The organism is Paracoccus sp. Z118, assembly GCF_019061185.1.
Taxonomy (GTDB): Bacteria; Pseudomonadota; Alphaproteobacteria; order Rhodobacterales; family Rhodobacteraceae; genus Paracoccus.
In genome coordinates, this window is sequence record NZ_JAHQZU010000003.1 from 151,972 (window position 1) to 175,691 (window position 23,720).

Annotated in this window: 20 protein-coding genes; 4 read left to right on the plus strand and 16 right to left on the minus strand. The window is 68.9% G+C overall.

Features of this window, described 5'->3' with window-relative positions:
- Positions 1–40: 40 nt before the first annotated feature.
- Complete coding sequence (locus tag KTN05_RS03580; RefSeq protein WP_217328002.1) at positions 41–979, minus strand: LysR family transcriptional regulator; 939 nt, start codon at positions 977–979, stop codon at positions 41–43.
- Positions 980–1,118: 139 nt separating this feature from the next.
- Between KTN05_RS03580 and KTN05_RS03585 the strand changes: the two genes are divergently transcribed.
- A complete protein-coding gene (locus KTN05_RS03585; protein WP_217328112.1) occupies positions 1,119–2,486 on the plus strand; it encodes an aspartate aminotransferase family protein in 1,368 nt (455 codons plus the stop codon).
- A gap of 321 nt (positions 2,487–2,807) precedes the next feature.
- Positions 2,808–3,713, plus strand: coding sequence for a LysR family transcriptional regulator (locus KTN05_RS03590; protein WP_217328003.1), 906 nt, complete (start codon positions 2,808–2,810; stop codon positions 3,711–3,713).
- 3 nt (positions 3,714–3,716) lie between these two features.
- Here the strand turns inward: KTN05_RS03590 and KTN05_RS03595 are convergent, their stop codons facing one another.
- Genes KTN05_RS03595 through KTN05_RS03630 form a run of 8 tightly spaced genes read right to left on the minus strand, consistent with a single transcriptional unit; the run spans position 3,717 to position 13,839 of the window.
- Positions 3,717–5,255, minus strand: a complete 1,539-nt coding sequence (locus KTN05_RS03595; protein WP_217328004.1) for an acetolactate synthase large subunit — start codon at positions 5,253–5,255, stop codon at positions 3,717–3,719.
- Positions 5,252–6,313: an ABC transporter ATP-binding protein gene (locus KTN05_RS03600; protein WP_217328005.1), complete on the minus strand. Its 1,062-nt coding sequence runs from the start codon at positions 6,311–6,313 to the stop codon at positions 5,252–5,254. Before KTN05_RS03600 ends, KTN05_RS03595 begins: the two co-directional genes overlap by 4 nt.
- Positions 6,310–7,296 (minus strand): ABC transporter ATP-binding protein, encoded by a 987-nt coding sequence (locus KTN05_RS03605; protein WP_217328006.1) that lies wholly within the window; start codon positions 7,294–7,296, stop codon positions 6,310–6,312. Before KTN05_RS03605 ends, KTN05_RS03600 begins: the two co-directional genes overlap by 4 nt.
- Positions 7,293–8,732, minus strand: a complete 1,440-nt coding sequence (locus tag KTN05_RS03610; RefSeq protein WP_217328007.1) for an amidohydrolase family protein — start codon at positions 8,730–8,732, stop codon at positions 7,293–7,295. The genes KTN05_RS03605 and KTN05_RS03610 overlap by 4 nt, the downstream gene beginning before the upstream one ends.
- A gap of 52 nt (positions 8,733–8,784) precedes the next feature.
- Entirely contained in the window at positions 8,785–10,365 is a 1,581-nt protein-coding gene (locus tag KTN05_RS03615; protein ID WP_217328008.1) for an ABC transporter substrate-binding protein, read from the minus strand.
- Positions 10,366–10,391: 26 nt separating this feature from the next.
- Entirely contained in the window at positions 10,392–11,279 is an 888-nt protein-coding gene (locus KTN05_RS03620; RefSeq protein WP_217328009.1) for an ABC transporter permease, read from the minus strand.
- On the minus strand, positions 11,276–12,217 hold the full coding sequence (locus KTN05_RS03625) for an ABC transporter permease (protein WP_217328010.1): 942 nt from the start codon (positions 12,215–12,217) through the stop codon (positions 11,276–11,278). Before KTN05_RS03625 ends, KTN05_RS03620 begins: the two co-directional genes overlap by 4 nt.
- The gene (locus KTN05_RS03630; protein WP_217328011.1) at positions 12,214–13,839 is read right to left on the minus strand and encodes an amidohydrolase; all 1,626 of its coding nucleotides are present in this window, start codon (positions 13,837–13,839) and stop codon (positions 12,214–12,216) included. The genes KTN05_RS03625 and KTN05_RS03630 overlap by 4 nt, the downstream gene beginning before the upstream one ends.
- A gap of 258 nt (positions 13,840–14,097) precedes the next feature.
- On the opposite strand from KTN05_RS03630, the gene KTN05_RS03635 reads away from it, so the two are divergent.
- Entirely contained in the window at positions 14,098–14,418 is a 321-nt protein-coding gene (locus KTN05_RS03635; RefSeq protein ID WP_217328012.1) for a YnfA family protein, read from the plus strand.
- On the opposite strand, the gene mnhG is transcribed toward KTN05_RS03635, so the two are convergent.
- From mnhG to KTN05_RS03670, 7 genes are all read right to left on the minus strand, one after another.
- Positions 14,393–14,770 (minus strand): monovalent cation/H(+) antiporter subunit G, encoded by a 378-nt coding sequence (gene mnhG / locus KTN05_RS03640; protein ID WP_217328013.1) that lies wholly within the window; start codon positions 14,768–14,770, stop codon positions 14,393–14,395. The genes KTN05_RS03635 and mnhG overlap by 26 nt on opposite strands.
- Entirely contained in the window at positions 14,767–15,051 is a 285-nt protein-coding gene (locus tag KTN05_RS03645) for a K+/H+ antiporter subunit F (protein ID WP_217328014.1), read from the minus strand. The genes mnhG and KTN05_RS03645 overlap by 4 nt, the downstream gene beginning before the upstream one ends.
- Positions 15,048–15,533: a Na+/H+ antiporter subunit E gene (locus KTN05_RS03650; protein WP_217328015.1), complete on the minus strand. Its 486-nt coding sequence runs from the start codon at positions 15,531–15,533 to the stop codon at positions 15,048–15,050. The genes KTN05_RS03645 and KTN05_RS03650 overlap by 4 nt, the downstream gene beginning before the upstream one ends.
- Entirely contained in the window at positions 15,530–17,155 is a 1,626-nt protein-coding gene (locus KTN05_RS03655) for a monovalent cation/H+ antiporter subunit D (RefSeq protein ID WP_217328016.1), read from the minus strand. The genes KTN05_RS03650 and KTN05_RS03655 overlap by 4 nt, the downstream gene beginning before the upstream one ends.
- The gene (locus KTN05_RS03660) at positions 17,152–17,496 is read right to left on the minus strand and encodes a Na+/H+ antiporter subunit C (RefSeq protein WP_217328017.1); all 345 of its coding nucleotides are present in this window, start codon (positions 17,494–17,496) and stop codon (positions 17,152–17,154) included. The genes KTN05_RS03655 and KTN05_RS03660 overlap by 4 nt, the downstream gene beginning before the upstream one ends.
- Positions 17,496–20,492 (minus strand): monovalent cation/H+ antiporter subunit A, encoded by a 2,997-nt coding sequence (locus tag KTN05_RS03665; protein WP_217328018.1) that lies wholly within the window; start codon positions 20,490–20,492, stop codon positions 17,496–17,498. The genes KTN05_RS03660 and KTN05_RS03665 overlap by 1 nt, the downstream gene beginning before the upstream one ends.
- 539 nt (positions 20,493–21,031) lie before the next feature.
- Positions 21,032–21,811 (minus strand): FCD domain-containing protein, encoded by a 780-nt coding sequence (locus KTN05_RS03670; RefSeq protein ID WP_217328019.1) that lies wholly within the window; start codon positions 21,809–21,811, stop codon positions 21,032–21,034.
- Between the two features lie 212 nt (positions 21,812–22,023).
- On the opposite strand from KTN05_RS03670, the gene KTN05_RS03675 reads away from it, so the two are divergent.
- Complete coding sequence (locus tag KTN05_RS03675; protein WP_217328020.1) at positions 22,024–23,700, plus strand: L-lactate permease; 1,677 nt, start codon at positions 22,024–22,026, stop codon at positions 23,698–23,700.
- Positions 23,701–23,720: the final 20 nt, after the last annotated feature.

Below are 23,720 nucleotides of genomic sequence, written 5' to 3' on the forward strand. Positions count from 1 at the left end.
TGGTCATGCGCGGCCCGACTCAACCGGCTGCGGGTAAGGCTCACGCCGCGCTGCTTCCCCATTTCTCGAACTCGTCCAGGATCGTGCTGCGGAAGATCGACCCGCCGAGGCCCAGCGGCCGGGCGCGGCGGTGGATCAGGTAGCAGGTGTTCGCGCCCCGGCTGCCCGGAACGGCGATCTCGCGCACGTCGCCGCGCTCCACCCACGGCGCCGCAAAGGCCAGCGGCATCGAGCCGAGATAGCGCGAGGACAGGATCAGCAGCATCCGCGACAGGATCGTGGGCGCGGTCGCCGCCACCGTCAGCGCGCCGACGAAATCGGAAAACGCGGCCTCCTGGGCGACCTCGGCGGCGACGAAGCTGTGGCGGCGCAGCTCCTCCATCGTCAGCTCGCGGTCGTCGCGGGGAAACAGCGGGTGGTCCTTGCCGCAGAAGATGCCCATCCGCTCCTTGCAGACGGGCGCTGCCACCAGCGCGTCGCTGGGCCGGATCAGCGCCGTGAACCCCAGATCGGCGGAACCTTCCAGCACCGAGGCGAGGATATGGTCGGGCGAGCTCATCCGCAGGTTCAGTTTGAGGCCGGGATAACGGTCGTTGATCCGCGCGATGGCGCGCGACAGCGGGTCCGCGAACTCGAACAGGAAGCTGTCGTCGGCGGACATGGAGACCTCGCCTTCCAGCTTGCGGGTCGCCGCGCCGACGAAATCGCTGAAGCGGCCGATTTCGTTCATCAACTGGACGGCGGCGGAATGGACCATCCGCCCCTGCTCGGTCAGGCGGAATCCCGACCGGCCCCGTTCGCACAGCCGCATCGAAAGGCGCGATTCCAGCCGCGACAGGGTCAGGCTGATCGCGGACTTGCCCTTGCCCAGCCGGGCCTGCGCGGCGGTGATGCCGCCCGCCTCGACGATCTCGATGAAATCGCGCAGGGCGGCGATGTCGGTGTCCGACAGGTTCCCCCGGAATTGCCTCGGCTGCACCATCCCCTCCCGCTTTGCGGCCGAACATGGTTTGCACCGGATCAAACCTTGGTCAAGCACCCGGCCATCGACAATGGCGCGCCGCACGGGCACTCTGCCACGGACCCATTCCCACCGCAGGACCCCTTCCATGGACGACATGACCAATTTCGGTGCGACGCCCGAGGCGCGCGACATCGCGCATCACTTCCACGGCTACACCAACGCCCGCCGGCATCAGGATGTCGGGCCGATGATCATCGAGGATGGCGAGGGGATCTATGTCCGCGACAACACCGGCAAGCGCTACATCGAGGGGCTCGCGGGCCTCTGGAGCGTCGGCGTCGGTTTCAAGGAGCGGCGGCTGATCGAGGCCGCGACCCGGCAGATGGAGAAGCTGCCCTTCTATCACAATTTCGGCCACAAGAGCCACGGCCCCGCCATCGACCTGGCCGAAAAGCTGGTCTCCATCGCGCCCGTGCCGATGAGCAAGGTGTTCTTCACCAACTCCGGCTCGGAAGCGAACGACACCGTGCTGAAGATGGTGTGGTATCGCTCGAACGCGCTCGGCCAGCCGCAGCGCAAGAAGGTGATCGCCCGCACCCGCGGCTATCACGGCGTCACCATCGCAGCCGCCAGCCTGACCGGGCTGCCGTTCAACCACCGCTCGTTCGACCTGCCGCTGCCGGGCGTGCTGCACACCACCTGTCCGCATTACTGGCGCGAAGGCCGGGACGGCGAGACCGAGGAGCAGTTCGCCACCCGCTGCGCCGAGGATCTGGAGGCGCTGATCCAGGCCGAGGGCCCGGACACCATCGCCGCCTTCTGGGCCGAGCCGGTGATGGGCGCGGGCGGCGTGGTCGTCCCGCCCAAGGGCTATTTCCAGAAGATCCAGGCGGTGCTTGACAAACACGACATCCTGTTCGTCGCCGACGAGGTGATCTGCGGCTTCGGGCGCACCGGCGAGATGTTCGGCTCGACCACCTGCGGCATCCGGCCCGACGTGATGGTGATGTCCAAGCAGATCACGTCCAGCTATGTGCCGTTCTCGGCCATCATGATGAACGACCGGTTCTTCGATCCGATCGCGGATGAGAGCGACAGGATCAGCACCTTCGGCCACGGCTACACCGCCGGCGGCCACCCGCTTGGCGCGGCGGTCGCACTGGAGAACCTGGCGGTCATCGAGGAGAACGATCTGGTCGGCAACGCCCGCGACGTGGGCGCGCATTTCCGCGCCCGGCTGGAGACGCTGGCGGGCCGTCCGCTGGTCGGCGAGGTGCGCGGCGTCGGGCTGATCGCGGCGCTGGAACTGGTGGACGAAAAGGCCGCGAAGTCGGTCCAGACGGTGGGCCGCCTCGGCGGTCTGATGAACGCGGCGATGCAGCGGAATGGCCTCATCTCGCGCAACATGGGCGACACGGTGGCGTTCTGCCCGCCGATGATCATCACCCGCGAGCAGGCGGACGACATGTTCGAGATCGTCGAGAAATCGCTCGGCGAGGTCGAGGCAGAGGTGGGCGTCTGATCCATTTTGCGGGCGGCCTCGCTGGCCGCCTGCTTTTCGTTGGGCTGTCAGGCGATTTCGAGTAGCCACGCAAGAGATTCCGTCGCCTCGTCGAGAGCCAAGAGCGGCGCAATTGGTGATGCACCGCCCCGGTGGCGCTCATGCACGGGATTGTTGTCTTGGCTGGCAGCTGCCCGGTGACGCGCCGTGGTCGCGTGGACGGCCGCGACCAGACAGGCGTGCCGCAGCTTCCTTTACGCTTCGTCAGGCCGCTTGGAAAGCGGTTGCACCGGGCGCTCCCAGCGGTGAAGACTCGCGTCCGATCCCGCGCCGGAGCCTGCCATGACGCCGCTCAACTGGAACCATCTTCGCATCTTCGGCGCCATCGTCGAGCAGGGCGGCGTCACCCGCGCCGCGCAGGTGCTGGGGATGAGCCAGCCCGCCGTCAGCCAGACGCTGCAACGGCTGGAGGCGGCGATGGACCAGCCGCTGGTGCGGCGCGACGGGCGCGGCTTCGGGCTGACCCCGCTGGGCGAGGCGGTCCATGCCAATGTCCGCGACATGCAGGGCGCGGCCGAGCGGATCGGCCTTCGCATCGGGCAGCAGCGGCCCGAGCTGCGGGTGATGATCGTCTCCAACCTCATCTCGCCGCTGCTGGACGAGGCGTTCCGGCTGTTCCACCAGCGCCATCCCGAAACGCTGCTGCGGGTCGAGGTCAGCAACAGCCACGACATCCTCGCCGGGCTGCGCGAGCAGGGGCACGGGATCGGCATCTGCCTGCTGACCGATCCTGCCCCGGACCTCGATTGCCGCCTGCTGTTCGAGGATGACTGGGCGGTCTTCTGCGGGGTCGAGCATCCCTTCTTCGGCCGCGACGAGGTCACGCTGGAGGAGCTGCGCGGCGAGCCCTTCGTCGCCTTCGCCTGCGCCCGCGAAGGGGCGGGGCTGGAGCCGATGGGCCCGCTCAGCACCCGTCTCGGGCTCGGCCGCAGCACCAGCGGCATCAGTTCCAACGTCGAGGAGGTGCGGCGGATGATCGTGACCGGCGTCGGGCTGGGCCTTCTGCCCTGGACCTCGGCGCGGGCCGAGGTCGATGCCGGGCTGCTCTGGCCGATCCGTGTCACCGGCGAGCGGCTGGGAACGCATGTCTATATGGTGCGCCGTGCCCGCGCCAGCGCGACCGCCGAGGGGCAGTTCGCCGCGGTGATCGACGAACTGCTGCCGCTGGTGACGAGGAACCCCGGCTGAGGGTCAGACCAGCATCGCCTCGATCAGCATCGGACCCGGCTCATGCACCGACGCGGCGATGGCGCGGTGCAGTTCGGCCGCGTCCTCGACCCGCTGCGCCGGAACGCCCATGCCGCGGGCGAGGGCGCAGAAATCCAGATCGGGGCGGCGCAGGTCCAGCATGTCCAGCGCGGTCGGGCCGGGATTGGCGCCGACGCGCAGAAGCTCGCCCTTGAGGATCTCGTAGCTGCGATTGGCGAGGATGACGGTGGTGACGTTCAGCCCCTCGCGCGCCTGCGTCCACAGGCCCTGCAGCGTGTACATGGCCGATCCGTCCGCCTGCAGATCGATGACCGGGCGGTCCGGGCAGGCGATGGCGGCGCCGGTCGCCAGCGGGATGCCGATGCCGATGGAGCCGCCGGTGATCGCGAGCCATGACAAGGGCGGCGCCCCCGCGGCAAATGTGCCGACATCGCGCCCACGGGTCAGGCGCTCGTCCACCACAATGGCGCCCTCGGGCAGGGCGGCGGCGATGGCCTGCGACAGCGCGGCATCGTTCAGCGGCCCGACCTGCGGCGCCGTGGGGCGCGGCGCGTCGGCGGCTCGGGCGGGCGTGGCGCCCACCAGATCGGCCAGCGCGGCGAGCGCGGCCTTGCCGTCCTGCGTCCGTTCGGCCAGCGTCACCACGCGGCAGCCTTCGGGCAGCAGGACGCTCGGCCGGTCGGGATAGGCGAAGAAGGCCACCGGCTCGACCGCCTCGACCAGCACCGCGCGGTCGAAGCGCGAGAGGGCTTCCAGCGCCATGTCGATCGGATAGGGGACGCGGGCGATGGCGGGACGGCCCGCGCCCATCTCGATGCGCCGGTTCGCGCCGGGGGCCATCACCGCCGCGCCGGTCTTTTCGGCGATGCCTGCGGCCAGCGCCAGCGCCGCCGGGTCCTCCAGCACCGTGCCGCCGACCAGCAGCACCGCGCCCGGCCCCAGCGCCTCTGCCGCGCGGCTCACGGCCTCGTCCGCAACCGCCGCCGCCGGCGTCGGCGCGACAGGCGGGGCGATCACCCCGCCCTCGTTCCAGCCGAGATCGGCGGGCAGGATCAGGGTCGCCACCCCGCCGGGATGCGAGGACGCCGCCGCCCACCCCTCCATCGCGTCGCGGGCGAGCGTCGCGGCCGAGGTGCCGGTCTTCACCCAGTTCGAGAACGGCGCGACCGTCGCTTCCAGATCGGCGGACAGCGGCGCGTCATATTGCAGATGCCGCACGGAATGTTCGCCGACGAGGTTCAGCACCGGCACCCGGCCCTTGCGGGCGTTGTGCAGGTTCGCCGCGCCATTGGCGAAGCCGGGCGCCAGATGCAGCAGCGTCGCGGCGGGCTTGCCGGCCATGCGGGCATAGCCGTCGGCGGCGCCGGTCACGACGCCCTCGAACAGCCCCAGCACGCAGCGCATCAGCCGGGTGCGGTCCAGCGCGTCCACGAACTGCATCTCCGAGGTGCCGGGATTGGCGAAACAGACCTCGGTTCCCGCAGCGTGAAGGCTGCGGACGACGCTTTCGGCACCGTTCATGCGGCGTCCTTTCGTGCTTGGGCAAGGATGTCGAGCCGCCGGGCCAGCACCGGGCTTTCGGCTTCGGCAGTTTCGCGAGGCATGGGCGGCAGGGTTTCGGCGAAATGGCAGGCGACCAGATCGCCGCCGACCGGGCGCAGTTCGGGCCGGTCGATCCGGCAGCGTTCCTGCGCGAAGGGGCAGCGCGGATGAAACGCGCAGCCGGGCGGCGGGGCCATGGCGCTGGCGGTTTCCCCCTTCAGCGGCACATGGGCCACCCGGTCCGAGGGCACCGGGCGCGGGGCGGCGGCGATCAGCGAGCGGGTATAGGGATGGCGCGGGTCGGCGAACAGCCGGCCTGCATCCGCCTGCTCCACGATCCGGCCCAGATACATCACCGCGACCCGCGTCGCGATATGGCGCACCACCGCCAGATCGTGGCTGATGAACACATAGGAGACGCCGGTTTCCGTCTGCAGATCCTGCAACAGGTTGACGATCTGCGCCTGAACGGACACGTCAAGCGCGCTGACCGGCTCGTCGCAGACGATCAGCCGGGGATTGGTGGCAAGCGCGCGGGCGATGCCGACCCGTTGCCGCTGGCCGCCCGAGAATTCATGCGGATAGCGCCCCGCATGCCAGGACGACAGCCCCGCCTTGGCCAGAACCTCGTCGATGCGGCGGTCGAGATCGGCGCCGCTTGCCATCCCGTGCAGGCGCAGCGGCTCGGCGATGACCTCGCGCACCGTCATGCGGGGGTTGAGCGAGCCGAAGGGGTCCTGAAAAATCATCTGCATCTCGCGCCGCGCCGCCCGCAGTTCGGCGGGCGACAGCGAATAGATGTCGCGCCCGTTCAGCAGCGCCCGGCCAGCGGTCGGCTCCTGAAGGCGCAGGATCGTGCGGCCGGCGGTGGACTTGCCGCAGCCGGATTCGCCGACGATGGCCAGCGTCTCGCCCGCGCCGAGCGAGAAGCTGATGTCGGTCACCGCCTGCACCGCGCCGGTGACGCGCCGCAGCAGCCCGCGCCGGACGGGGAAATGCTTGGTCAGATGCTCGACCTGAAGCAGTGGCGCGGTCATGCCGCGACCTCCTCGATGGGGGCGCGCCAGCAGGCGACGGTGTGGCCTTCCCGGGCGGGAAGCAGGGCGGGCTGCTCGGCCCGGCAGATGTCGATGGCGAGCGGGCAGCGCGAGGCGAAGCGGCAGCCCTTGCGGTTCGCCCAGGGCGGCGGGACCGAGCCGGGGATCGTCGCCAGCCGGTCGGCGGGCGCATCCAGCCGCGGCACGGCGGCCATCAGGCCGATCGTGTAGGGGTGCTGCGGGTCCGCGAACAGCGCGCGGGTCGGCGCGCGCTCCACCACCACGCCCGCATACATCACCGCCACCTCGTCGCAGGTTTCCGCCACGACGCCCAGATCGTGGGTGATCAGCAGGATCGCCGTGCCGGTGCGGTCCTGAAGGTTCTGGAGCAGTTCGAGGATCTGCGCCTGAATGGTCACGTCCAGCGCCGTCGTCGGCTCGTCCGCGATCAGCAGCACCGGATCGTTCGCCAGCGCCATGGCGATCATCACCCGCTGTCGCTGCCCGCCCGAAAGCTGGTGCGGGTAATCATCGATCCGCTTGGCGGGCGAGGGCAGGCCGACCATGTCCAGAAGCTCGACCGCCCGCTCGCGCGCCGCGCGGCCCGAAAGGTCGGAGTGGGCCTGCAGCATCTCGCGCAGCTGCATCCCCAGCGTATAGACGGGGTTGAGCGAGGTCATCGGCTCCTGGAACACCATGCCGATGCGGCCGCCGCGCAGCTTGCGCATCTCGGATTCCGGCAGGGTAAGCAGGTCGCGCCCCTCGAACATGATGCGCCCGCCGGCGTAATGGCCAGGGGGCTGCGGGACCAGCCGCATGACGGCGAGCGAGGTCACCGACTTGCCGCAGCCGGATTCCCCCACCAGCCCCAGCGTGCGGCCGCGGTCCAGCGTCAGGTCGATCCCGTTGACGGCGGGAAAGCGGCTTTTCGGGCTGCCGAACTCGACGACGAGACCCTCGACGGACAGAAGCGGCTCGGTCATGGCGTCCTTTCATAGACGAAGGGCGAAGCCTCGTCGTGGCTGCGCCCGGCGTAGTCGCGGGTCGTGAAGTCGGCTTCCGCCTGACGCTGCGCGGCCTCCAGCCGGTCGAGCGCGGCTGGCATGTCGAAGGCGGTCGCACGGCCATCCTCGACCACCTGCCGACCATCGACGAAGACCTGCCGGATCGGCCGCTCGCCCGCGACATAGATCAGCGAGCGCAGCGGATCGCGCACGGGCCGCATCGCCGGATGGTCCAGATCGGCCATGAACAGATCCGCCTTGGCGCCCGGTGCCAGCCGGCCGATGTCGTCCCGACCGAGGATCGCGGCCCCGCCGACGGTCGCGGCATCGAACACGTCCGAGGTGCGCAGGTCGAACACGTCGCCCGACATCAGCCGCGCGTTGATGAGGGCGTGGCGCATCTCCTCAATCATGTTGTGGGGGTAGGTGTCGGTCCCGAGGCCCAGCGGGACGCCCGCGCGGCGATAGCGGCCGAAGCTGCGCAGCGCGATGCCCCGACGCTGGAACACGGTCGGGCAATGCGCCACCGCCGCGCCGCTGGCCGCCAGCCGTTCAAGGTCGCGGCCGTGCGGCCAGTGGACCCACGGGTGATCGTTCAGGAAGATGCCGTGGCCGATGATCGTGCCGTCGTCCAGCACGCCCAGATCGTCCAGCCACTCGACCGGGGTGCGACCGTGGCGGCGGGTGATCTCGTGGAACTCGACGACCGACTGGGCCGCGTGGATCTGCATCGGGACGCCCCGGCGCTTCGCCTCGGCGTGGCTGTCGCGGATCAGTTCCGCCGTGCAGGTGTCAATCTGCGAGGGCGCGACCATGCCGGAGATGCGGCCGCTGTCATGCGCGCTGGCGCGGTCGATGAAATCCATCGCCTCGGCCATCGCCTTCTCGCCGCCGTCCGCGCCCCAGTCGTAGCTGACGACATGGCCATCGTTCGTGCGCCAGCTGGCCGAGCGATACATCGGCGCGACCACGCCGCGCAGCCCGGACTGCGCCAGCAGCTCCAGCCAGCCGTCATAGACGACCGACAGGTCCACCAGCGTGGTGACGCCCGATTGCAGCAGTTCGGAATAGGCGACCTGCGTGCAGGCGCGGGTGCCGCCGCCGCTGGTGCCGAACAGCGGCATGTATTCGTAGAGCGAGCTCATATACAGCGCCGGGCTGCCAAGCTCGTCGAGGAAGCCCTTGTTCAGCGGCTCGGACAGGGGATGCGAATGTATGTTCACCAGCCCCGGCGAGACCATGCTGCGGCTACCGTCGATCTCGCGCGCGGCGGCACCGTCATAGCGTCCGCCGACATGGACCAGCCGGTCCCCGGCAAAGGCGACGTCGCCCGATGCGAAGCGGTGGCTGCCTGCGGTCTCATCCCAGGCGACGATCCACGGGCAATCGCGGATGACGGTGACGTTCGGTTCCATGTTTCCCCCTAAGGTAAAGAGGCGGGGCCGCGGACGGCCCCGCCCGCCTCGGTCACTCGACCAGTTTCAGGTCCAGGCCCTTGTAGAGCGCGGCGCCGTAGTTGCTGTGCGGCACGATCGGCGCGAGGCGCGTGGACGACACGATCGTCCGCGGCTCGTGGATCAGCGGCAGCCAGACGTTGGCGTCGTGGACCTTGTGCAACACCTTGCTGTAGGCGCCGGCGCGGGTCGCGTCGTCCAGCGCGGCCTTGCCCTCGTCCAGCCACTGGTCGGTTTCCGCGTCATCCCAGTTCATCCGGTTCGGAGTCGGGATGTTGGTCGAGGGGAAATACAGGTTCAGCGCATCGCCCGCCGAGACGTAGGGATAGCTCATCCCGAAGGCGTCGAACTCCTGCGTGGCCATCTTCCCCCAGGCGACCGTGGCGTCGAAGACCTCGATCTGAAGGTCCACGCCGATCTTGCGAAGCTCGGCTTGGGTGTATTCCGACAGCTTCTGCCAGGTCGAGCCGGTGAAGAAATAGCCGACCGGCGCGAGCCTCACCCCGTCCTTGACGCGGATGCCGTCCGATCCGGGCACCCAGCCCGCCTCGTCCAGCAGCGCGTTGGCGGCGGCGGGGTCGTAGGGCGGCAGCTCGGCTTCCAGCGCCGGGTCCCAGTCCTTCGTTTCCGGGCTGATATAGCTGTGGGCACCCAGCACGCCGCCGAAGAACTGCCCCTGCGCCAGCGCGTCCTGATCGACGGCCATGTTGATCGCCCGCCGCACGGCCGGGTCGGCGACCGTGTCCTTGTCGATCTTGAAGCCGATGAAATAGGTCCAGAAGGCGCTGTCGGACTGCACCACATTCACGTTCGGCGCGGATTTGAGCTGTTCCAGCGCGATATAGGGCACATACTGGGTGATCTGCGTCTGGTCGGTCATCAGCGCGATGGTGCGGGTGTTCTCCTCGGGGACCACCTGCCAGACCAGCCGGTCGATCTGCGCCTCGCCCTTGTTCTCGTAGAAGTCGGGGCCCCAAGCGTAGCCGGCGTGCTTGGTCATCGTCAACTGGTCGCGCGGGTTCCAGCTTTCCCAGCAATAGGGGCCGGTGCCGTTCATCCCCTGGATGCCGAAATCGGCGCCCATTGCCTCGACCTGGTTCTTGTCGATGATCGTCGCGAAGCTCTGCGTCAACTGGTAGAGCAGCTCCGAGAACGGCGATTTGAGCTTGTAGACGACCGTGGTGGCGTCCGGCGCGGTGATCGATTCTACCTCGCCCGCACGCCAGTTGACCGGCGAGTTCGTCGCCGGGTCCAGCCAGCGGCTGAAGCTGTAGACCACGTCATCGGCGGTCATCGCGCGGCCGTCGCAGAACTTCACGTCGTCGCGCAGCTTGAAGGTGTAGGTCAGCCCATCCTCGGACATTTCCCAGCTGGTGGCGAGGCCGGGGGTGATCGTCTGCATGTCCGGCTCGATCGCGATCAGCGTGTCGCCCAGCATGAACAGGATCTCGGCCGCGGCCAGCGCGGTGGTCTTGTGCGGGTCGTAGTTGTTGGCGTCCATCTCGCGGGCGATGTTGATCTCGCTCGCCCAGGCGCCGGACAGCGCGGTGATGGAGGCCGCTGCGGCCAGGCCGAGCGTCTTCTTGGTCTTCATGGTCGTTTACCTTCCCCGTTTTGTTGTCAGCTTCTCATGCGCGGATCGAGCACGTCGCGCAGCGCGTCCCCGGCCACGTTGGCGGTCAGCACGATCACGAAGATCGCCAGGGACGGGATGATCGCGATATGCGGCGCGAACAGCATGAAATCCCGCCCCTGCGAGGCCATCATCCCCAGCTCGGACGCCGGCGGCCGCGCGCCGAGGCCCAGAAAGCTCAGCGCCGAGCCGAGCAGGATCACCTGCCCGAAGCGCAGCGACATGAAGATCATGATGGACGAGATGCAGTTGCGCAGCAGATAGCGGGTGAACAGCGTCCGGTCCGACAGCCCGACCGCGCGGCCCGCCTCGACGAATTCCTGCTTCATCACGCCGACCGCGACGGATCGCGCGATGCGGGCGCTGTCCGGGACCGTGGCGATGGCCAGCGCGAGGATCACCGGCATGATGCCGGCGCCCATCACCGCGACCAGCGCGAGGCCCAGCAGGATCGCCGGGAAGGACAGCATCACGTCGGCCGAGCGCATGATCCACGGGTCGAGCCGGGAATAGAACGCCGCCAGCAGCCCCAGCAGCGAGCCGATCCCGCCGCCCGCGACGACCGCGATCAGCCCGATCAGCAGCGTCATCCGGGTGCCGTAGAGCAGCCGCGAAAGGATGTCGCGCCCCTGTCCATCGGTGCCCAGCAGATGCTCGGGGATGCCGCGCTCGGCCCAGACCGGGGGCAGCATCATGTTGCGGGTGCTTTCGGTCGGATCATAGGGGGCGAGCCACGGGGCCAGCGCCGCCGCGACCGCGATCAGGACGAAGACGATGATGGCGATGGCCGCGGCCGGATCGCGCATCAGCGCGACGAACCAGTGGCGGCGGGCGGGCGCGGCCTCGACCGCGGCGGCAGCGTCCACCGCGCTCATGATTTCTGCGCCCGCGGGTCAAGAATGGCGTACAGCATGTCCACGATCATGTTGATGATGATGAAACCCAGCGCCAGCACCAGCAGCGTGCCCTGCGCCAGCGGGAAGTCCGAGGACAGGATCGCCCCCACGGCCAGCCGGCCGATGCCGGGATAGGAGAAGATCGTCTCGGTCACGACGGCCCCGCCCAGCAGATAGCCGGCCTGAAGGCCGATCAGCGTGACGACCGGGATCAGCGCGTTGCGCAGCGCGTGGCGCAGGATCACCCGCCGCTCGGTCAGGCCCTTGGCGCGGGCGGTGCGGACATGGTCGAGCCGCAGCACCTCGAGCACGCTCGACCGGGTCATCCGCGCGACCGGGCCGACGAAGATCAGCCCCAGCGACAGCGCCGGAATGGCGACGTGGCGCAGGCCGTCCACGGTCCACAGCGGTCCGCCCCGGCCCATGAAGGGCAGGATCTGCAGCGTGACGCCCAGGAACTGCATCAGCACCAGCGCGATGAAGAAGATCGGCAGCGACACGCCCGCCACCGACACCGCCATGATCGCCCGGTCGACCCATGAGCCGCGCTTGACCGCGGCGATGGTGCCCATCCCGATCCCCAGCGGCACCGCCCAGATCAGCGAGGCGATCATCAGCTCGACCGTCGGGCCGATGGCCGCGCCAAGCTCGCTCGCGACGCTGCGGTTCGAGATCAGCGACCGGCCCAGATCGCCCTGGATCAGCCGCTCGGCATAGCGGCCAAGCTGCACGATCAGCGGCTGGTCCAGCCCCATCTGCTCGCGGATGCGGGCGATGATTTCCGGCGTGGCCGCCGGTCCGGCCATGATCTGCGCCGGGTCGCCCGGCGCCATCTTGATGAGCAGGAAGCCGAAGATCACCACCCCGATCAGAACCGGGATCGACAGCAGCAGACGGTTGACCAGCGCGTTTATCATGCGGGGCCGCGGGCTTCGTGGACGACCTCGCCGCCGCGCAGCGTCATCTCGCATACGGCGTCCAGCAGCGCGTCGGGCTCGACGGCGGTCAGGTCGCGGTCGAACACGGCGATATCGGCCAGATGGCCGGGCACCAGCCGCCCCTTGATGTCCTCCTCGCCCGAGGCAAAGGCCGAGGCCGAGGTATAGGCGTGCAGCGCCTCGTCGATGGTCAGGCGCTGCTCGGGGCCGAATACCTTGCCGTCCTTCGTCTTGCGGGTCACGAGGTTGTAGATCACCGGGCGCGGGTCGATCTCGGTCACCGGGCAGTCGGTCGAGGCCGAAGGGTTCATCCCCCGCTCGGTCCAGGTGCGGAAGGGGTGCGAGGCGGCGATGCGGTCTGCCTCCAGCACGGTGTCATAGTTGTCGCCGAACCAGTAGAGGAACGAGGCCTGCGAGGCGGGCAGGACGCCCAGCCGCTGCATCCGGTCCATCTGGTCGGGGCGCAGCCAGCCGCAATGCTCGATCCGGTGGCGGCGGTCCTTCGCTGGATTCGCGGCCTGCGCGGCCTCGATGGCGTTCAGCACCTCCTCGATGGCGGCGTCGCCGATGGCGTGAATGCCCATCTGCCAGCCGGCGTCATGCGCCTCCTTCACCATCGCGTCGAGTTCCGACTGGTCGGGGATGCAGAGCAGCCCCTTGTTGCCGGGATCGCCCATGTAGTCCTGCGTCATCGCGGCCGTCTTGGACCCGGCGCTGCCATCGGTGAACATCTTGACCGGGCCGATGCGGAACATCTCGCAGCCCTGGCCGGTCGCCAGCCCCTCGGCCATCGCCTGCGGCAGGATCGACTTGGTCTTGTCGGCCATCACGCAGCCATAGACGCGCAGCGGCAGGCGGCCTTCGTCGCGGGCGCGGCGATAGGCGACCATCTCGTCCCAGCCGTCATGCAGCCCGATCGCCGCCTCCATCACCGAGGTGATGCCGTAGCCGAGCAGCGTCTTCCCCGCGGCCTCGATCGCCTCCACCATCTCGTCCACCGAGGAATGGGGCATGACCGCCTCGAACGGCTCGCGCCCGGTTTCGGCGACCATGCCGGTCAGGCGGCCGTCCTTCATCTCGATCAGCCCGCCTTCGGGCTGCGGGGTGCTTTCATCGACACCGGCCAGCGCCAGCGCGCGGCTGTTGGCGACCGCCGAATGGCCGTCGGTGCGGACGATGTAGCAGGGATGGTCGGGGCAGGCCGCGTCAAGCTCGTCGCGATGCGGGAAACGGCCGACATCCAGCAGGAAGTGGTTGAAGCCGCGCCCGCGCACCCATTCGCCCTTGGGGGTGACCGCCGCCTTGGCCCGCAACGCGTCCAGCAGCGATTGCAGCGTCGGTGCGACGTCGGGGCGCAGATCGACGCGGGCCATCTCCAGCCCGAGCGGCAGCAGATGCATGTGGGCGTCGTTGATGCCCGGCATGGCGAAACGGCCCTTCAGGTCGATGCGCTGGGTCTGCGGCCCGGCCATCGCCTCGATCTCGGCGGTGGTGCCGGTGGCGACGACGCGCCCGTCGCGGATCGCCACGGCCTCGGCCTGCGGCAGGTCCAGCCCGCACCAGACGACCCCGCCGGTCAGAACCACATCGGCTGCTTCCATCGTCCCACTCTCCCCCAAGTGATCTTGCCAACGCAGTGGACCCGTTCGGTTCCGTTCCCGTCAAGTGCGCGATACATTTTTGCCATAATCTGTCGTTATGCGCAGATAGACTGGGCCTGTCGCCGCGCAGGCGACTGCAACCTGCCTCCCGCCGCTGGCCCTTCGCGCCGTGCTGCCCTAGCTGATGGGCTTGGCGTAGCGGGATGAAGGATCGGCGATGACCCAGGACAGCTGCCTCACCTGCGCGGCGGACGGCCGATGAGCTTCGCCCTCTATGCCGCTGCGGCGCTGGCGGAAATCGCCGGGTGCTTCGCCTTCTGGGCGTGGTTGCGGCTGGGGCGGGACTGGCCGTGGGCGGTGGCGGGAACGGCCAGCCTGATCCTGTTCGCGGTGCTGCTGACGCGGGTCGATTCGGATGCCGCGGGCCGCGCCTTCGCCGGTTACGGCGGGATCTATATCGTCGCTTCGCTCGGCTGGATGTGGCTGGTCGAGGGGGCGCGGCCCGACGGCTATGACCTGGCCGGGGCGGCGCTGTGCCTGATGGGCGCGGCGGTCATTCTGCTTGGTCCTCGGGGCTGACCGCGTCGGGCGGCGAGGTGTTCGGCGGGGGCCGGCCCTCGGCGCGGTCGCGGTGCAGGGCGGCGCGGCCCAGCACCATCAGCGTCACCGGCGTCGTGACCGTCACCATCAGGGCGATGAACAACTCGTGGATGATGAGCCGGTCGCCGACCGTCGAATACATGACGATCGAGCCCAGCAGGATGCCCGCCGCGCCCCAGCTGGTTCCCAGCGTCGGCGCGTGCAGCCGCTCGTAGAAGCTGCCCAGACGGACCAGCCCGACCGTGCCCAGCAGCACGAGGACCGTCCCGAGCGTCACCAGCGCGGCGATCAGGATCGCGACGGCGGGGGGAAGCTGTTCGAGATGGCTCATTCGATCACCTCGCCCCGCATCAGGAACTTGGCCATCGCCATCGTCGCGACGAAGCCGAGCGCGCTGGCGACCAGCGCGGCCTCGAAGAAATAGGCGGAGCCCTCTCGCATGCCGGTGACGATCATCAGCAGCATGGCGCAGACATACATGGTGTCCAGCCCCAGCACGCGGTCCTGGGCGCGCGGCCCGCGCAGCCCGCGCAGCGCCGCAAGAACCAGACTGATGGCAAGCAGGACCTGGGATGCCGTCAGCACGAAGGCGAGGAACGTCGTGGCGGTCATTGAAAGATCTCCAGCAGCAAGGCTTCGTAGCGGGACTTGATGATATGGATCCAGTCGTCGTCCTCGAGCAGGTCGAAGACATGCAGCAGCAGGTGATTGTCGGCCGGGTCATGCTCGACCCAGGCGGTGCCGGGCGTCGAGGTGACGATGATCGCCAGGATGGCGAGCGCGTTCGGCTCTGTCAGGTCCAGCGGGATGCGGACGAAGCCCGAGCGGCGGCGGCCATCCCGGCCCTCGCTCAGGATCAGCCGGGCGACGGCGTAGTTGGAGCGGATGATGTCCAGCACGACCCGCCCGAACAGCAGCCCGATCAGGTCGGGCCGGCGCAGCCGGACCCGGTCCGGCGTCAGCCGGGAATACCCGAAGCCGCCCGCGATCCCCACCGCGATGGCAAGGACGAACTGGCCGGCGGAAAGCCCTGTCAGCACCAGAAAAAGGACCGCGATGATGACCGTGAGCAGCGGATGCGGAAACAGGGTCATGGCTGGTCCGCCCCCACCGGCGCGGTGGTCATCACCTTGCCGATATAGACCGCGTTCTGCGTCAGCGCCTCGGCGGTGTTTTCCAGATAGCGCATCGCCGGCTCGGCCTTGATCGTCAGCAGCAGGATCGCCGCGACCAGGACGAGGATGCCGCCGATCTCCATCGCCGGCAGATGCGGCTCCTCGTCGTTGGCCCAGAGGCTCTGGATGCCCCAGCGCGCCATGGCGATCAGCGTGGCGAGGCCCGAGACGATCAGCAGCACGACCAGCGCCCAGTGCCCCCAGAGCGCCGGCATGCCAGATGCGAAATGGACCGCGCTGGCCAGCATCGTCAGCTTGCCGACGAACCCGGCCAGCGGCGGCAGCCCGGCGACCACCAGCGTGCACAGCACGAAGGAGATCCCCAGCAGGGTGGTGGCGCCGGGAATGGCGGGGCCGGCGTCCTCCTCCTGCTCGTCGAAATCCTCGGGATCGCCGCCATAGGCCTCGGCGGTGACGGCCAGCAGGCCGGCGATGCCGCCTTCCTTGCGGCCGATCGGCTCGGCCAGCAGGAACAGCGCGGCGATGGCGAGGGTCGAGGCGAGCATGTAATACAGCGCCCCCGACAGCATCTCGGGGTTGTCGTATTCCATGGCGAGGCCGACGACCGCCAGCACCGTGCCCGACGATACCAGCACCATGTTGCCCGTCATCCGGCTGAGATCCTGCGCGGCCAGCACCCCGAACATGCCGAAGGCGATGGTGGCGAGGCCGCCTACCGCAAGGATGTCCGCGCCGAAGCCCGCCGAGGCGCCCGCATCCGGGCCGAACACCAGCAGGCCGAAGCGGATCACCGTATAGGCGCCGACCTTGGTGAGAATGGCGAACACCGCCGCGACCGGCGGGGCCGCCGCGCCATAGGCGTTCGGCAGCCAGAAGCACAGCGGCCAGATCGCTGCCTTGATGAGGAACGCGCCCGACAGCATCACCGCCGCCGTATGGATCAGCGGCCGGTCGGCATCCGACAGCCGCGGGACGCGCGTGGCGAGATCGGCCATGTTCAGCGTTCCGGTCACGCCATAGACCAGCGCCGCGCCCAGCAGGAACAGCATCGCCGCCATCAGGTTCACGGCGATGTAATGCAGGCCCGAGCCGACCCGCGCCCGGCCCGATCCGTGCAGCAGCAGCCCGTAGGAGGCGGCCAGCATGACCTCGAAGAAGACGAACAGGTTGAACAGGTCGCCGGTCAGGAAGGCGCCGTTCACCCCCATCAGCAGGAACTGGAACAGCGGCGCGAAATGCTGCCCGTTCCGGTGCCAGACCGCGCCCGCATAGATCAGCGCCGGCAGCGCCACCAGCGAAGCCATCAGCAGCATGACCGCCGCCAGCCGGTCCAGCACCAGCACGATCCCGAAGGGCGAGGGCCAGTCCCCGAGCAGATAGAGGCTGACCGCGTTGCCGGTGCCGTTCGCGTCCTTGGCCTGAATGATCAGCGCGACGGCGACCAGCAGTTGCAGCGCGCAGGACAGAAGCCCGATGCCGAGCTTCAGCCGCCGCTGCCGCTCGTCGTAGAGCAGCATGAACGCGGCCGCGACCAGCGGGATCAGGATCGGCGCGACGATGAGATGCGAGGGGCCGTTCACGAGTCCCGCTCCTTCCCGTCCACGTGGTCGGTGCCGGTGAAGCCGCGCGAGGCCATGATGACGACGAGGAACAGGGCCGTGGTGGCGAAGCTGATGACGATGGCGGTCAGCACCAGCGCCTGCGGGACGGGATCGGCGAAGTTGTCGGGATCGACGAAGCCCCCCTTGGGCATGATCGGCGCCGCCCCCGTGACCAGCCGGCCCATCGCGAAGATGAACAGGTTGACGCCATAGGACAGCAGGCACAGCCCGATGATGACCTGGAAGGTGCGCGGACGCAGCGTCAGCCAGACCCCCGAGGCGACCAGCACGCCGATGCTCAGCGACAGGATCATTTCCATCAGCGGGCCTCCTGCGGGGTTATGGGCGGGGGTGCCGGCGGGGTGGTCGGCAGGATCGGTTGCGGCGCTTCGCGGGCTTCTTCCTCGCGCGCCTCTTCGCGGGCGCGCAGGCGGGCCGAGCGCAGCGACTGGTGGGCGATGGCGATCTGGATCAGCACGACAGAGCCGACCACCACCGCGAAGACGCCGAGGTCGAACAGCAGCGCTGTCGCGGCGGGCACCTGGCCGATGAAGGGCAGGTGGACGTATTGCGCATGAGCGGTTAGGAACGGATAGCCGAACAGGGCCGAGCCCATCCCGACCAGCGCCGCGAACAGCAGCCCCAGACCCATCCAGCGGATCGGCAGGATGATGATGCGGCTTTCGATCCAGCGCACGTTGGTCGCCAGATACTGCAGCAGCAGCCCGATGGCGAAGGCGACCCCGCCCGCGAAGCCGCCGCCCGGCAAATCATGTCCGCGCAGGAACAGATAGGCCGAGATGGCGATCGTCACCGGGAACATCCACTGCATGATGACCGACGGCACATGCATCATCACGTCGTGGCGGGTCGGCTCGTCCACGGCCTCGCGGTCGGCCTTGCGGCTGATCGGCGGCAGCTCGTTGAACGTCTGCTGAGAGGGCAGGGCGACGCTTTCAGGGGCCGGGCGGAAGCGGCGCAGCAGCGAATAGCAGGTCAGCGCCACGATCGCGAGAACGGTGATCTCGCCGAAGGTGTCGAAGGCGCGGAAATCCACAAGGATCACGTTGACCGCGTTGGTGCCGCCCCCTTCGGAATAGGCGTTGCGGCGGAACCAGTCGCCGATCGTCAGCCCCGGCGGGACCGACATCACCGCGAAGGCGATGGCCGCGACGCCCGCGCCGCAGATCGAGGCGATGACCATGTCCTGCAGGCGGCGCGCCCGCGCCTGCGGCCGCTGGTCGCCGGGAATTTCCCGCATCCGCTTGGGCAGCCAGCGCAGCCCCAGCAGCAGAAGGACGGTGGTCACGATCTCGACCAGAAGCTGCGTCACGGCGAGGTCGGGGGCCGAGAAACAGGCGAAGGTCACGGCCGTGACCAGCCCCGCGCCGCCCAGCAGCGCCAGCGCGGCGAAGCGGTGATACTTGGCCTGGATGGCGGCGCCGATCGCGCAGGCGCAGCCGGCGAACCAGAGCAGCGCAAAGCTCCACTGGAAATTGTCGAACGCATTCAGCGGCAGCAGCCGGGTCGCGCCCCACAGGCTCCAGATCGCGCCGCAGGCCACCAGCACCACGATCAGCCGCATCTGCACCTGCAACCGCCTGCTGCCCAGCCGGCCATAAGCCGCCAGCGGCAATCTGCGGGTGCCGATCAGCATCACCCGGTCGAATACCGACTGCGCCGAAACCCGCGACAGGAAGGCGGGCGCCTCGTTCGCGCGCGACAGGCGCGGCGCGGCGGCGAGATAGAGCGCGGCGCCCAGCACCATCGCCGTCAGGCTCATCATCAGCGCGATGTTGAAGCCGTGCCACAGGGCGAGGCTGTATTCCGGCGCGTTTTCGCCCAGCACCGACAGCACGCCCGATTGCAGGACCGTGCCGATCAGCGCCTGCGGGAAAAGCCCGACCAGCAGCACGATCAGGACCAGAAGCTCCACCGGCCGGCGCATCCAGGTGGGCGGCTCGTGCGGCTCTTTCGGAAGGTCGGTCGCGGGCGGGCCGAAGAACACGGTCAGGATGAAGCGCAGCGAATAGGCGACCGTGAACATGCTGGCGAAGGTCGCGAGATACGGCAGGGCCACGTCCAGCCAGGTGCCGTTATGCCACTCGGCGGCCTCGGCGAAGAACATCTCCTTGGACAGGAACCCGTTGAGCAGCGGAACGCCCCCCATCGCCGCGGCCGCCACGATGGCCAGCGCCGCGGTGCGCGGCATCGAATGGCGCAGCCCGCTCAGCCGGCGCATGTCGCGGGTGCCGGTCTCGTGGTCGATGATCCCGGCGGCCATGAACAGAGAGGCCTTGAAGACCGCATGGTTCATGATGTGAAAGATCGCGGCGACGATGGCGCCGCCGCTGCCGATCCCGGCCAGCGCCGTGATGAGGCCCAGATGGCTGATGGTGGAATAGGCCAGCAGCCCCTTGAGATCGTTGCGGTAGAGCGCGATGACCGCGCCGACGATCAGCGTGGCCATGCCGGTGCCGGCGACGATCCAGAACCACGCAGCCGTGCCGCTCAGGACTGGCGAGAAGCGCACCAGCAGGAAGACCCCCGCCTTCACCATCGTGGCCGAGTGCAGATAGGCCGAAACCGGCGTCGGCGCCGCCATCGCGTTGGGCAACCAGAAGTGGAACGGGAACTGCGCCGACTTGGTGAACGCGCCGATCAGGAACAGGCCGAGGATCCACGGATAGAAGCCATGCGCCCGCACGATGTCGCCGGCTGCCAGCACCTCGTCCAGATCATAGCTGCCGACCACTTGCCCCAGCAGGATCATCGCCCCCAGCAGCGCCATCCCGCCCGCGCCGGTGACGATCAGCGCCGTGCGCGCGCCGTCGCGGGCGGCGGCGTTCTGGTGCCAGTAGCCGATCAGCAGGAACGAGAAGATGCTCGTCAGCTCCCAGAACACCACGAGCAGTATGATGTTGCCGGCCATCAGCATCCCGACCATCGCCCCGGCGAAGGCCAGCAGCAGCCCGTAGAAGCGCGGCACCGGATCGCTGGGCGACAGGTAGTAGCGGGCGTAGATCACCACCAGCAGCCCGATCCCGTAGACCAGCACCAGCATCAGCCAGGCGAACCCGTCCAGCCGCAGCGCGATGTCGAGGCTCGCCGAAGGCACCCATTCCACCGTGCGGCGGATGACGCCGCCATCGCTCACCTCGGGAAACAGCAGGAACAGCGCGATCAGCCCGGCGATCATCACCCCGCCTGCCAGCGCGACCTCGGCGTTGCGCGCCGTCACCGGCATGGTGGTGGCGAGGATGGCCCCGGCGAAGGGCAGGACGGACAGGATGAGGATCAGGTTGTGGGCAAGCATGTGGCCGGTGTGTCGCCTCTCATCGGTGCATGCCAACGCGGGTCGCGCAGGTCGGTTCAACTCTGCTGCAAATCGTCCCGCCGGACCCGCGGGCCCGGCACGCCCGCCCATGCGCCGCCCTGCAACCGGGCGACCCGCGCCCTTGCAGATGCGTGCGCGAGGAGGCCGCCGCCCCGCCCGCAACGGGCGCGGAGCCTTGCCGGGGAGGGAGGGGTCAGCCGTGCCGAACGATTGCCGCTTTCCCGGTTGGCTATACTTCCCCTGCTGCGAAGGTCAACGCCCGAAGACCCGGAACAACACGGCTTTCGCGGGCAATGACGGCCCCGCCGAAAGCCAGCCGGCGCTGGCCGCAGCCGTCCCGCGGGGCGGCCTGGGGCAGGCGGCGGCAATTGCCTGAACAAACCTGACAAACGCGTGAGTCGCGCCCCAGCCCGGCGGCCAACCTTGCGCGGCGATGTGCAGGGTCGGCGAGGAGTCCCATCTTCTGTCCCCAAATATCCCCGCCGGAGGCTCCGGCAGCGAATGACAGCCGCCGCTGCTCACCCCTTGGCTCCCCCCAGCCCCCCGCTCTCCAGCCGTCGGCGCGACAGGTCCAGCCGCGCCTCGGCCTTCCTGATCTCACGCGTGGTGCGGCGCACATAGCTCAGATGCGCCTCGGCGGCGGCCTTTGCATCGCCTTCGCGGCGGTCCAGGATCGCCCGGACGATGGCCAGGTGCTGGTCCCTGAACACCTCGCGGACGTCCGGGATGGTGAACAGCCGCTGCCGGTTCTGCAGCACGTCCGTCCGCAGCATCGGCGACAGCGCCTGCATGATATGCAGCAGCACCAGATTGTGGCTGGCTTCGTGGATGGCGAGGTGCAGTTCGGTGTCCGCCTCGGCCTCCTCGGCGGGATCGGCGGCGGCGTAGGCCTGCTCGATGCGCGCGGCGCAGGCGCGCAGACGCTCAAGATCGACGGCGTTCGCGCGGCTTGCCGCCATCGCCGCCGACGCGCCCTCGATGATCTCGCGGAACTCGAGGTAATCGTCGGCGGCCTCGCCGCGCTCGGCCAGCAGGCGCAGAAGCGGATCGGTGATCGCCGCCGCGCCGAGCCGCGACACCTCAAGCCCGCGCCCTTCGCGCCCGGTCAGCAGGCCGCGCCGCTCCAGCGCCTTGAGCGCGGTGCGCAGCGTCGGGCGGGACACGTTCAGCCGCTCGGCCAGTTCCCGCTCGGGCAGCAGCGGCTCGCCGGGGCGCAGCGATCCTTCGAGAATCAGCGTCTCGATGTGAAGGGCCACGGTTTCGGCCTTGGAGGGGGTGGTCGGTCCGGGTTCGTTCATCGGGGCCTATCATGTGGAACTGTCACGCAAATCGTCAGGGTGGCGGCGAAGTGCCGCATCGACAATCCATGACGCACTTGACCGGCGTGGTAAATTGATTTTACCAGACCCTCGTCCGGTCCTCGGAGGAGGAGCCGGGAACGCCACACGCGCCGACACGAAACGAGCGCACCCGGACGTGCCGAAGGCACACAGGGAGGGAGATCCAAGAGATGACCTGGTCCCAGGTATATGACCCAATGAACAGCATGGTCCTTTCGACCCTGCTGGCCGCCATCCCGGTGGTCGTCCTTCTGGGCGGCATCGGCGTGCTGGGCATGAAGGCCCATGTCGCCGCGCTGCTCGGCCTGCTCGCCGCGCTGCTGGTGGCGATCCTCGGCGTCGGGATGCCGACCGACATGGCGGTGACCACCGCCCTTTATGGCGCGGCCTATGGCCTGCTGCCGATCGGCTGGATCATCCTGAGCGTGATCTTCCTCTATCGGCTCACGGAAAAGACCGGCCAGTTCAACATCCTGCGCGACAGCATCGCCGGGCTGACCCCTGACCGCCGTCTGCAACTGCTGTTCATCGCCTTCTCGTTCGGCGCCTTCTTCGAGGGCGCGGCGGGCTTCGGCACCCCCGTCGCCGTAACGGCGGCGATGCTGATGGGCCTCGGCTTCGCACCGCTGGCCGCCGCCGGCCTGTCGCTGATCGCCAACACCGCGCCGGTCGCCTATGGCGCGCTGGGAACGCCGGTGATCGCGCTGTCGGCCGTGACCGGGCTCGACCTGTTCGAGCTGTCGGGCATGATCGGCCGCCAGTTGCCGTTCTTCTCGGTCATCGTGCCGTTCTGGCTGGTCTGGGCCTTCGCCGGACGCCGGGGCATGATGGAGGTCTGGCCGGCGCTGCTGGTCGCCGGCGTGGCCTTCGCCGTCCCGCAATACCTGGTGTCGAACTTCCACGGCCCCTGGCTGGTGGACATCATCGCGGCGCTGGTCTCGATGATCTGCCTTGCCGGTTTCCTGCAGATCTGGAAACCCCGCCGCATCTGGACCTCGACCGGGATCGGCGACGAATCCGTCGCGCCGGTGATGCCCAGGCACAGCCATTCCAACGCCACCGTGTTCCGCGCCTGGCTGCCGTGGCTGATCCTGTCGGTCTTCGTGTTCGCCTGGGGCACGCCGCAGTTCAAGGCGTTCCTCGACAGCATCTGGATCGCCCGCTTCCCGGTTCCCGGCCTGCACGAGATGGTGCTGAAGGTTCCGCCGGTTGTGGCCGAACCCCATGCCGAGGCGGCGGTCTATTCGCTGAACCTGCTGTCGGCGACCGGCACCGGCATCCTGCTGGCCGCGATCGTGTCTGGGCTGGTCCTCAGGTTCTCGCCCATCGGCCTTGTGCGCGAATGGCTGCGGACCATCTGGGTGGTGCGGTTCTCGCTCATCACCATCGCGGCGATGCTCGCGCTCGGCTATGTGTCCCGCTATTCGGGCACCGACGCCACGCTGGGCCTCGCCTTTGCGCAGACGGGCTGGATCTATCCGTTCTTCGGAACGCTGCTCGGCTGGATGGGCGTGGCGCTGACCGGATCGGACACGGCGTCGAACGTGCTGTTCGGGGGGCTGCAGAAGATCACGGCGGAACAGATCGGCGTCTCGCCGGTCCTCATGTCCGCCGCCAACTCGTCGGGGGGTGTCATGGGCAAGATGATCGACGCGCAGTCCATCGTCGTCGCCTCGACTGCCACCAACTGGTATGGTCATGAAAGCAGCATCCTGCGCTACGTGTTCGTCCACTCGATCGTGCTGGCCTCGCTGGTCGGGCTGCTGGTGATGGCGCAGGCCTATGTGTGGCCGTTCACCGAGCTGGTGCCGCCCTATACGCCGGTCGCGCCGGCGGCTGGCGGGTAACACCGAACCGGGCGAGGGGG

Coding starts and splice junctions, on each gene's coding strand:
- KTN05_RS03635 (WP_217328012.1), top strand. CDS start 14,098: ATGAGCTTCGCCCTCTATGCCGCTGCGGCGCTGGCGGAAATCGCCGGG.
- KTN05_RS03610 (WP_217328007.1), bottom strand. CDS start 8,732: ATGGAACCGAACGTCACCGTCATCCGCGATTGCCCGTGGATCGTCGCC.
- KTN05_RS03665 (WP_217328018.1), bottom strand. CDS start 20,492: ATGCTTGCCCACAACCTGATCCTCATCCTGTCCGTCCTGCCCTTCGCC.
- KTN05_RS03615 (WP_217328008.1), bottom strand. CDS start 10,365: ATGAAGACCAAGAAGACGCTCGGCCTGGCCGCAGCGGCCTCCATCACC.
- KTN05_RS03645 (WP_217328014.1), bottom strand. CDS start 15,051: ATGACCGCCACGACGTTCCTCGCCTTCGTGCTGACGGCATCCCAGGTC.
- KTN05_RS03650 (WP_217328015.1), bottom strand. CDS start 15,533: ATGACCCTGTTTCCGCATCCGCTGCTCACGGTCATCATCGCGGTCCTT.
- KTN05_RS03670 (WP_217328019.1), bottom strand. CDS start 21,811: ATGAACGAACCCGGACCGACCACCCCCTCCAAGGCCGAAACCGTGGCC.
- KTN05_RS03595 (WP_217328004.1), bottom strand. CDS start 5,255: ATGAACGGTGCCGAAAGCGTCGTCCGCAGCCTTCACGCTGCGGGAACC.
- KTN05_RS03600 (WP_217328005.1), bottom strand. CDS start 6,313: ATGACCGCGCCACTGCTTCAGGTCGAGCATCTGACCAAGCATTTCCCC.
- KTN05_RS03660 (WP_217328017.1), bottom strand. CDS start 17,496: ATGGAAATGATCCTGTCGCTGAGCATCGGCGTGCTGGTCGCCTCGGGG.
- KTN05_RS03605 (WP_217328006.1), bottom strand. CDS start 7,296: ATGACCGAGCCGCTTCTGTCCGTCGAGGGTCTCGTCGTCGAGTTCGGC.
- mnhG (WP_217328013.1), bottom strand. CDS start 14,770: ATGAGCCATCTCGAACAGCTTCCCCCCGCCGTCGCGATCCTGATCGCC.
- KTN05_RS03630 (WP_217328011.1), bottom strand. CDS start 13,839: ATGGAAGCAGCCGATGTGGTTCTGACCGGCGGGGTCGTCTGGTGCGGG.
- KTN05_RS03620 (WP_217328009.1), bottom strand. CDS start 11,279: ATGAGCGCGGTGGACGCTGCCGCCGCGGTCGAGGCCGCGCCCGCCCGC.
- KTN05_RS03590 (WP_217328003.1), top strand. CDS start 2,808: ATGACGCCGCTCAACTGGAACCATCTTCGCATCTTCGGCGCCATCGTC.
- KTN05_RS03585 (WP_217328112.1), top strand. CDS start 1,119: ATGACCAATTTCGGTGCGACGCCCGAGGCGCGCGACATCGCGCATCAC.
- KTN05_RS03675 (WP_217328020.1), top strand. CDS start 22,024: ATGACCTGGTCCCAGGTATATGACCCAATGAACAGCATGGTCCTTTCG.
- KTN05_RS03625 (WP_217328010.1), bottom strand. CDS start 12,217: ATGATAAACGCGCTGGTCAACCGTCTGCTGCTGTCGATCCCGGTTCTG.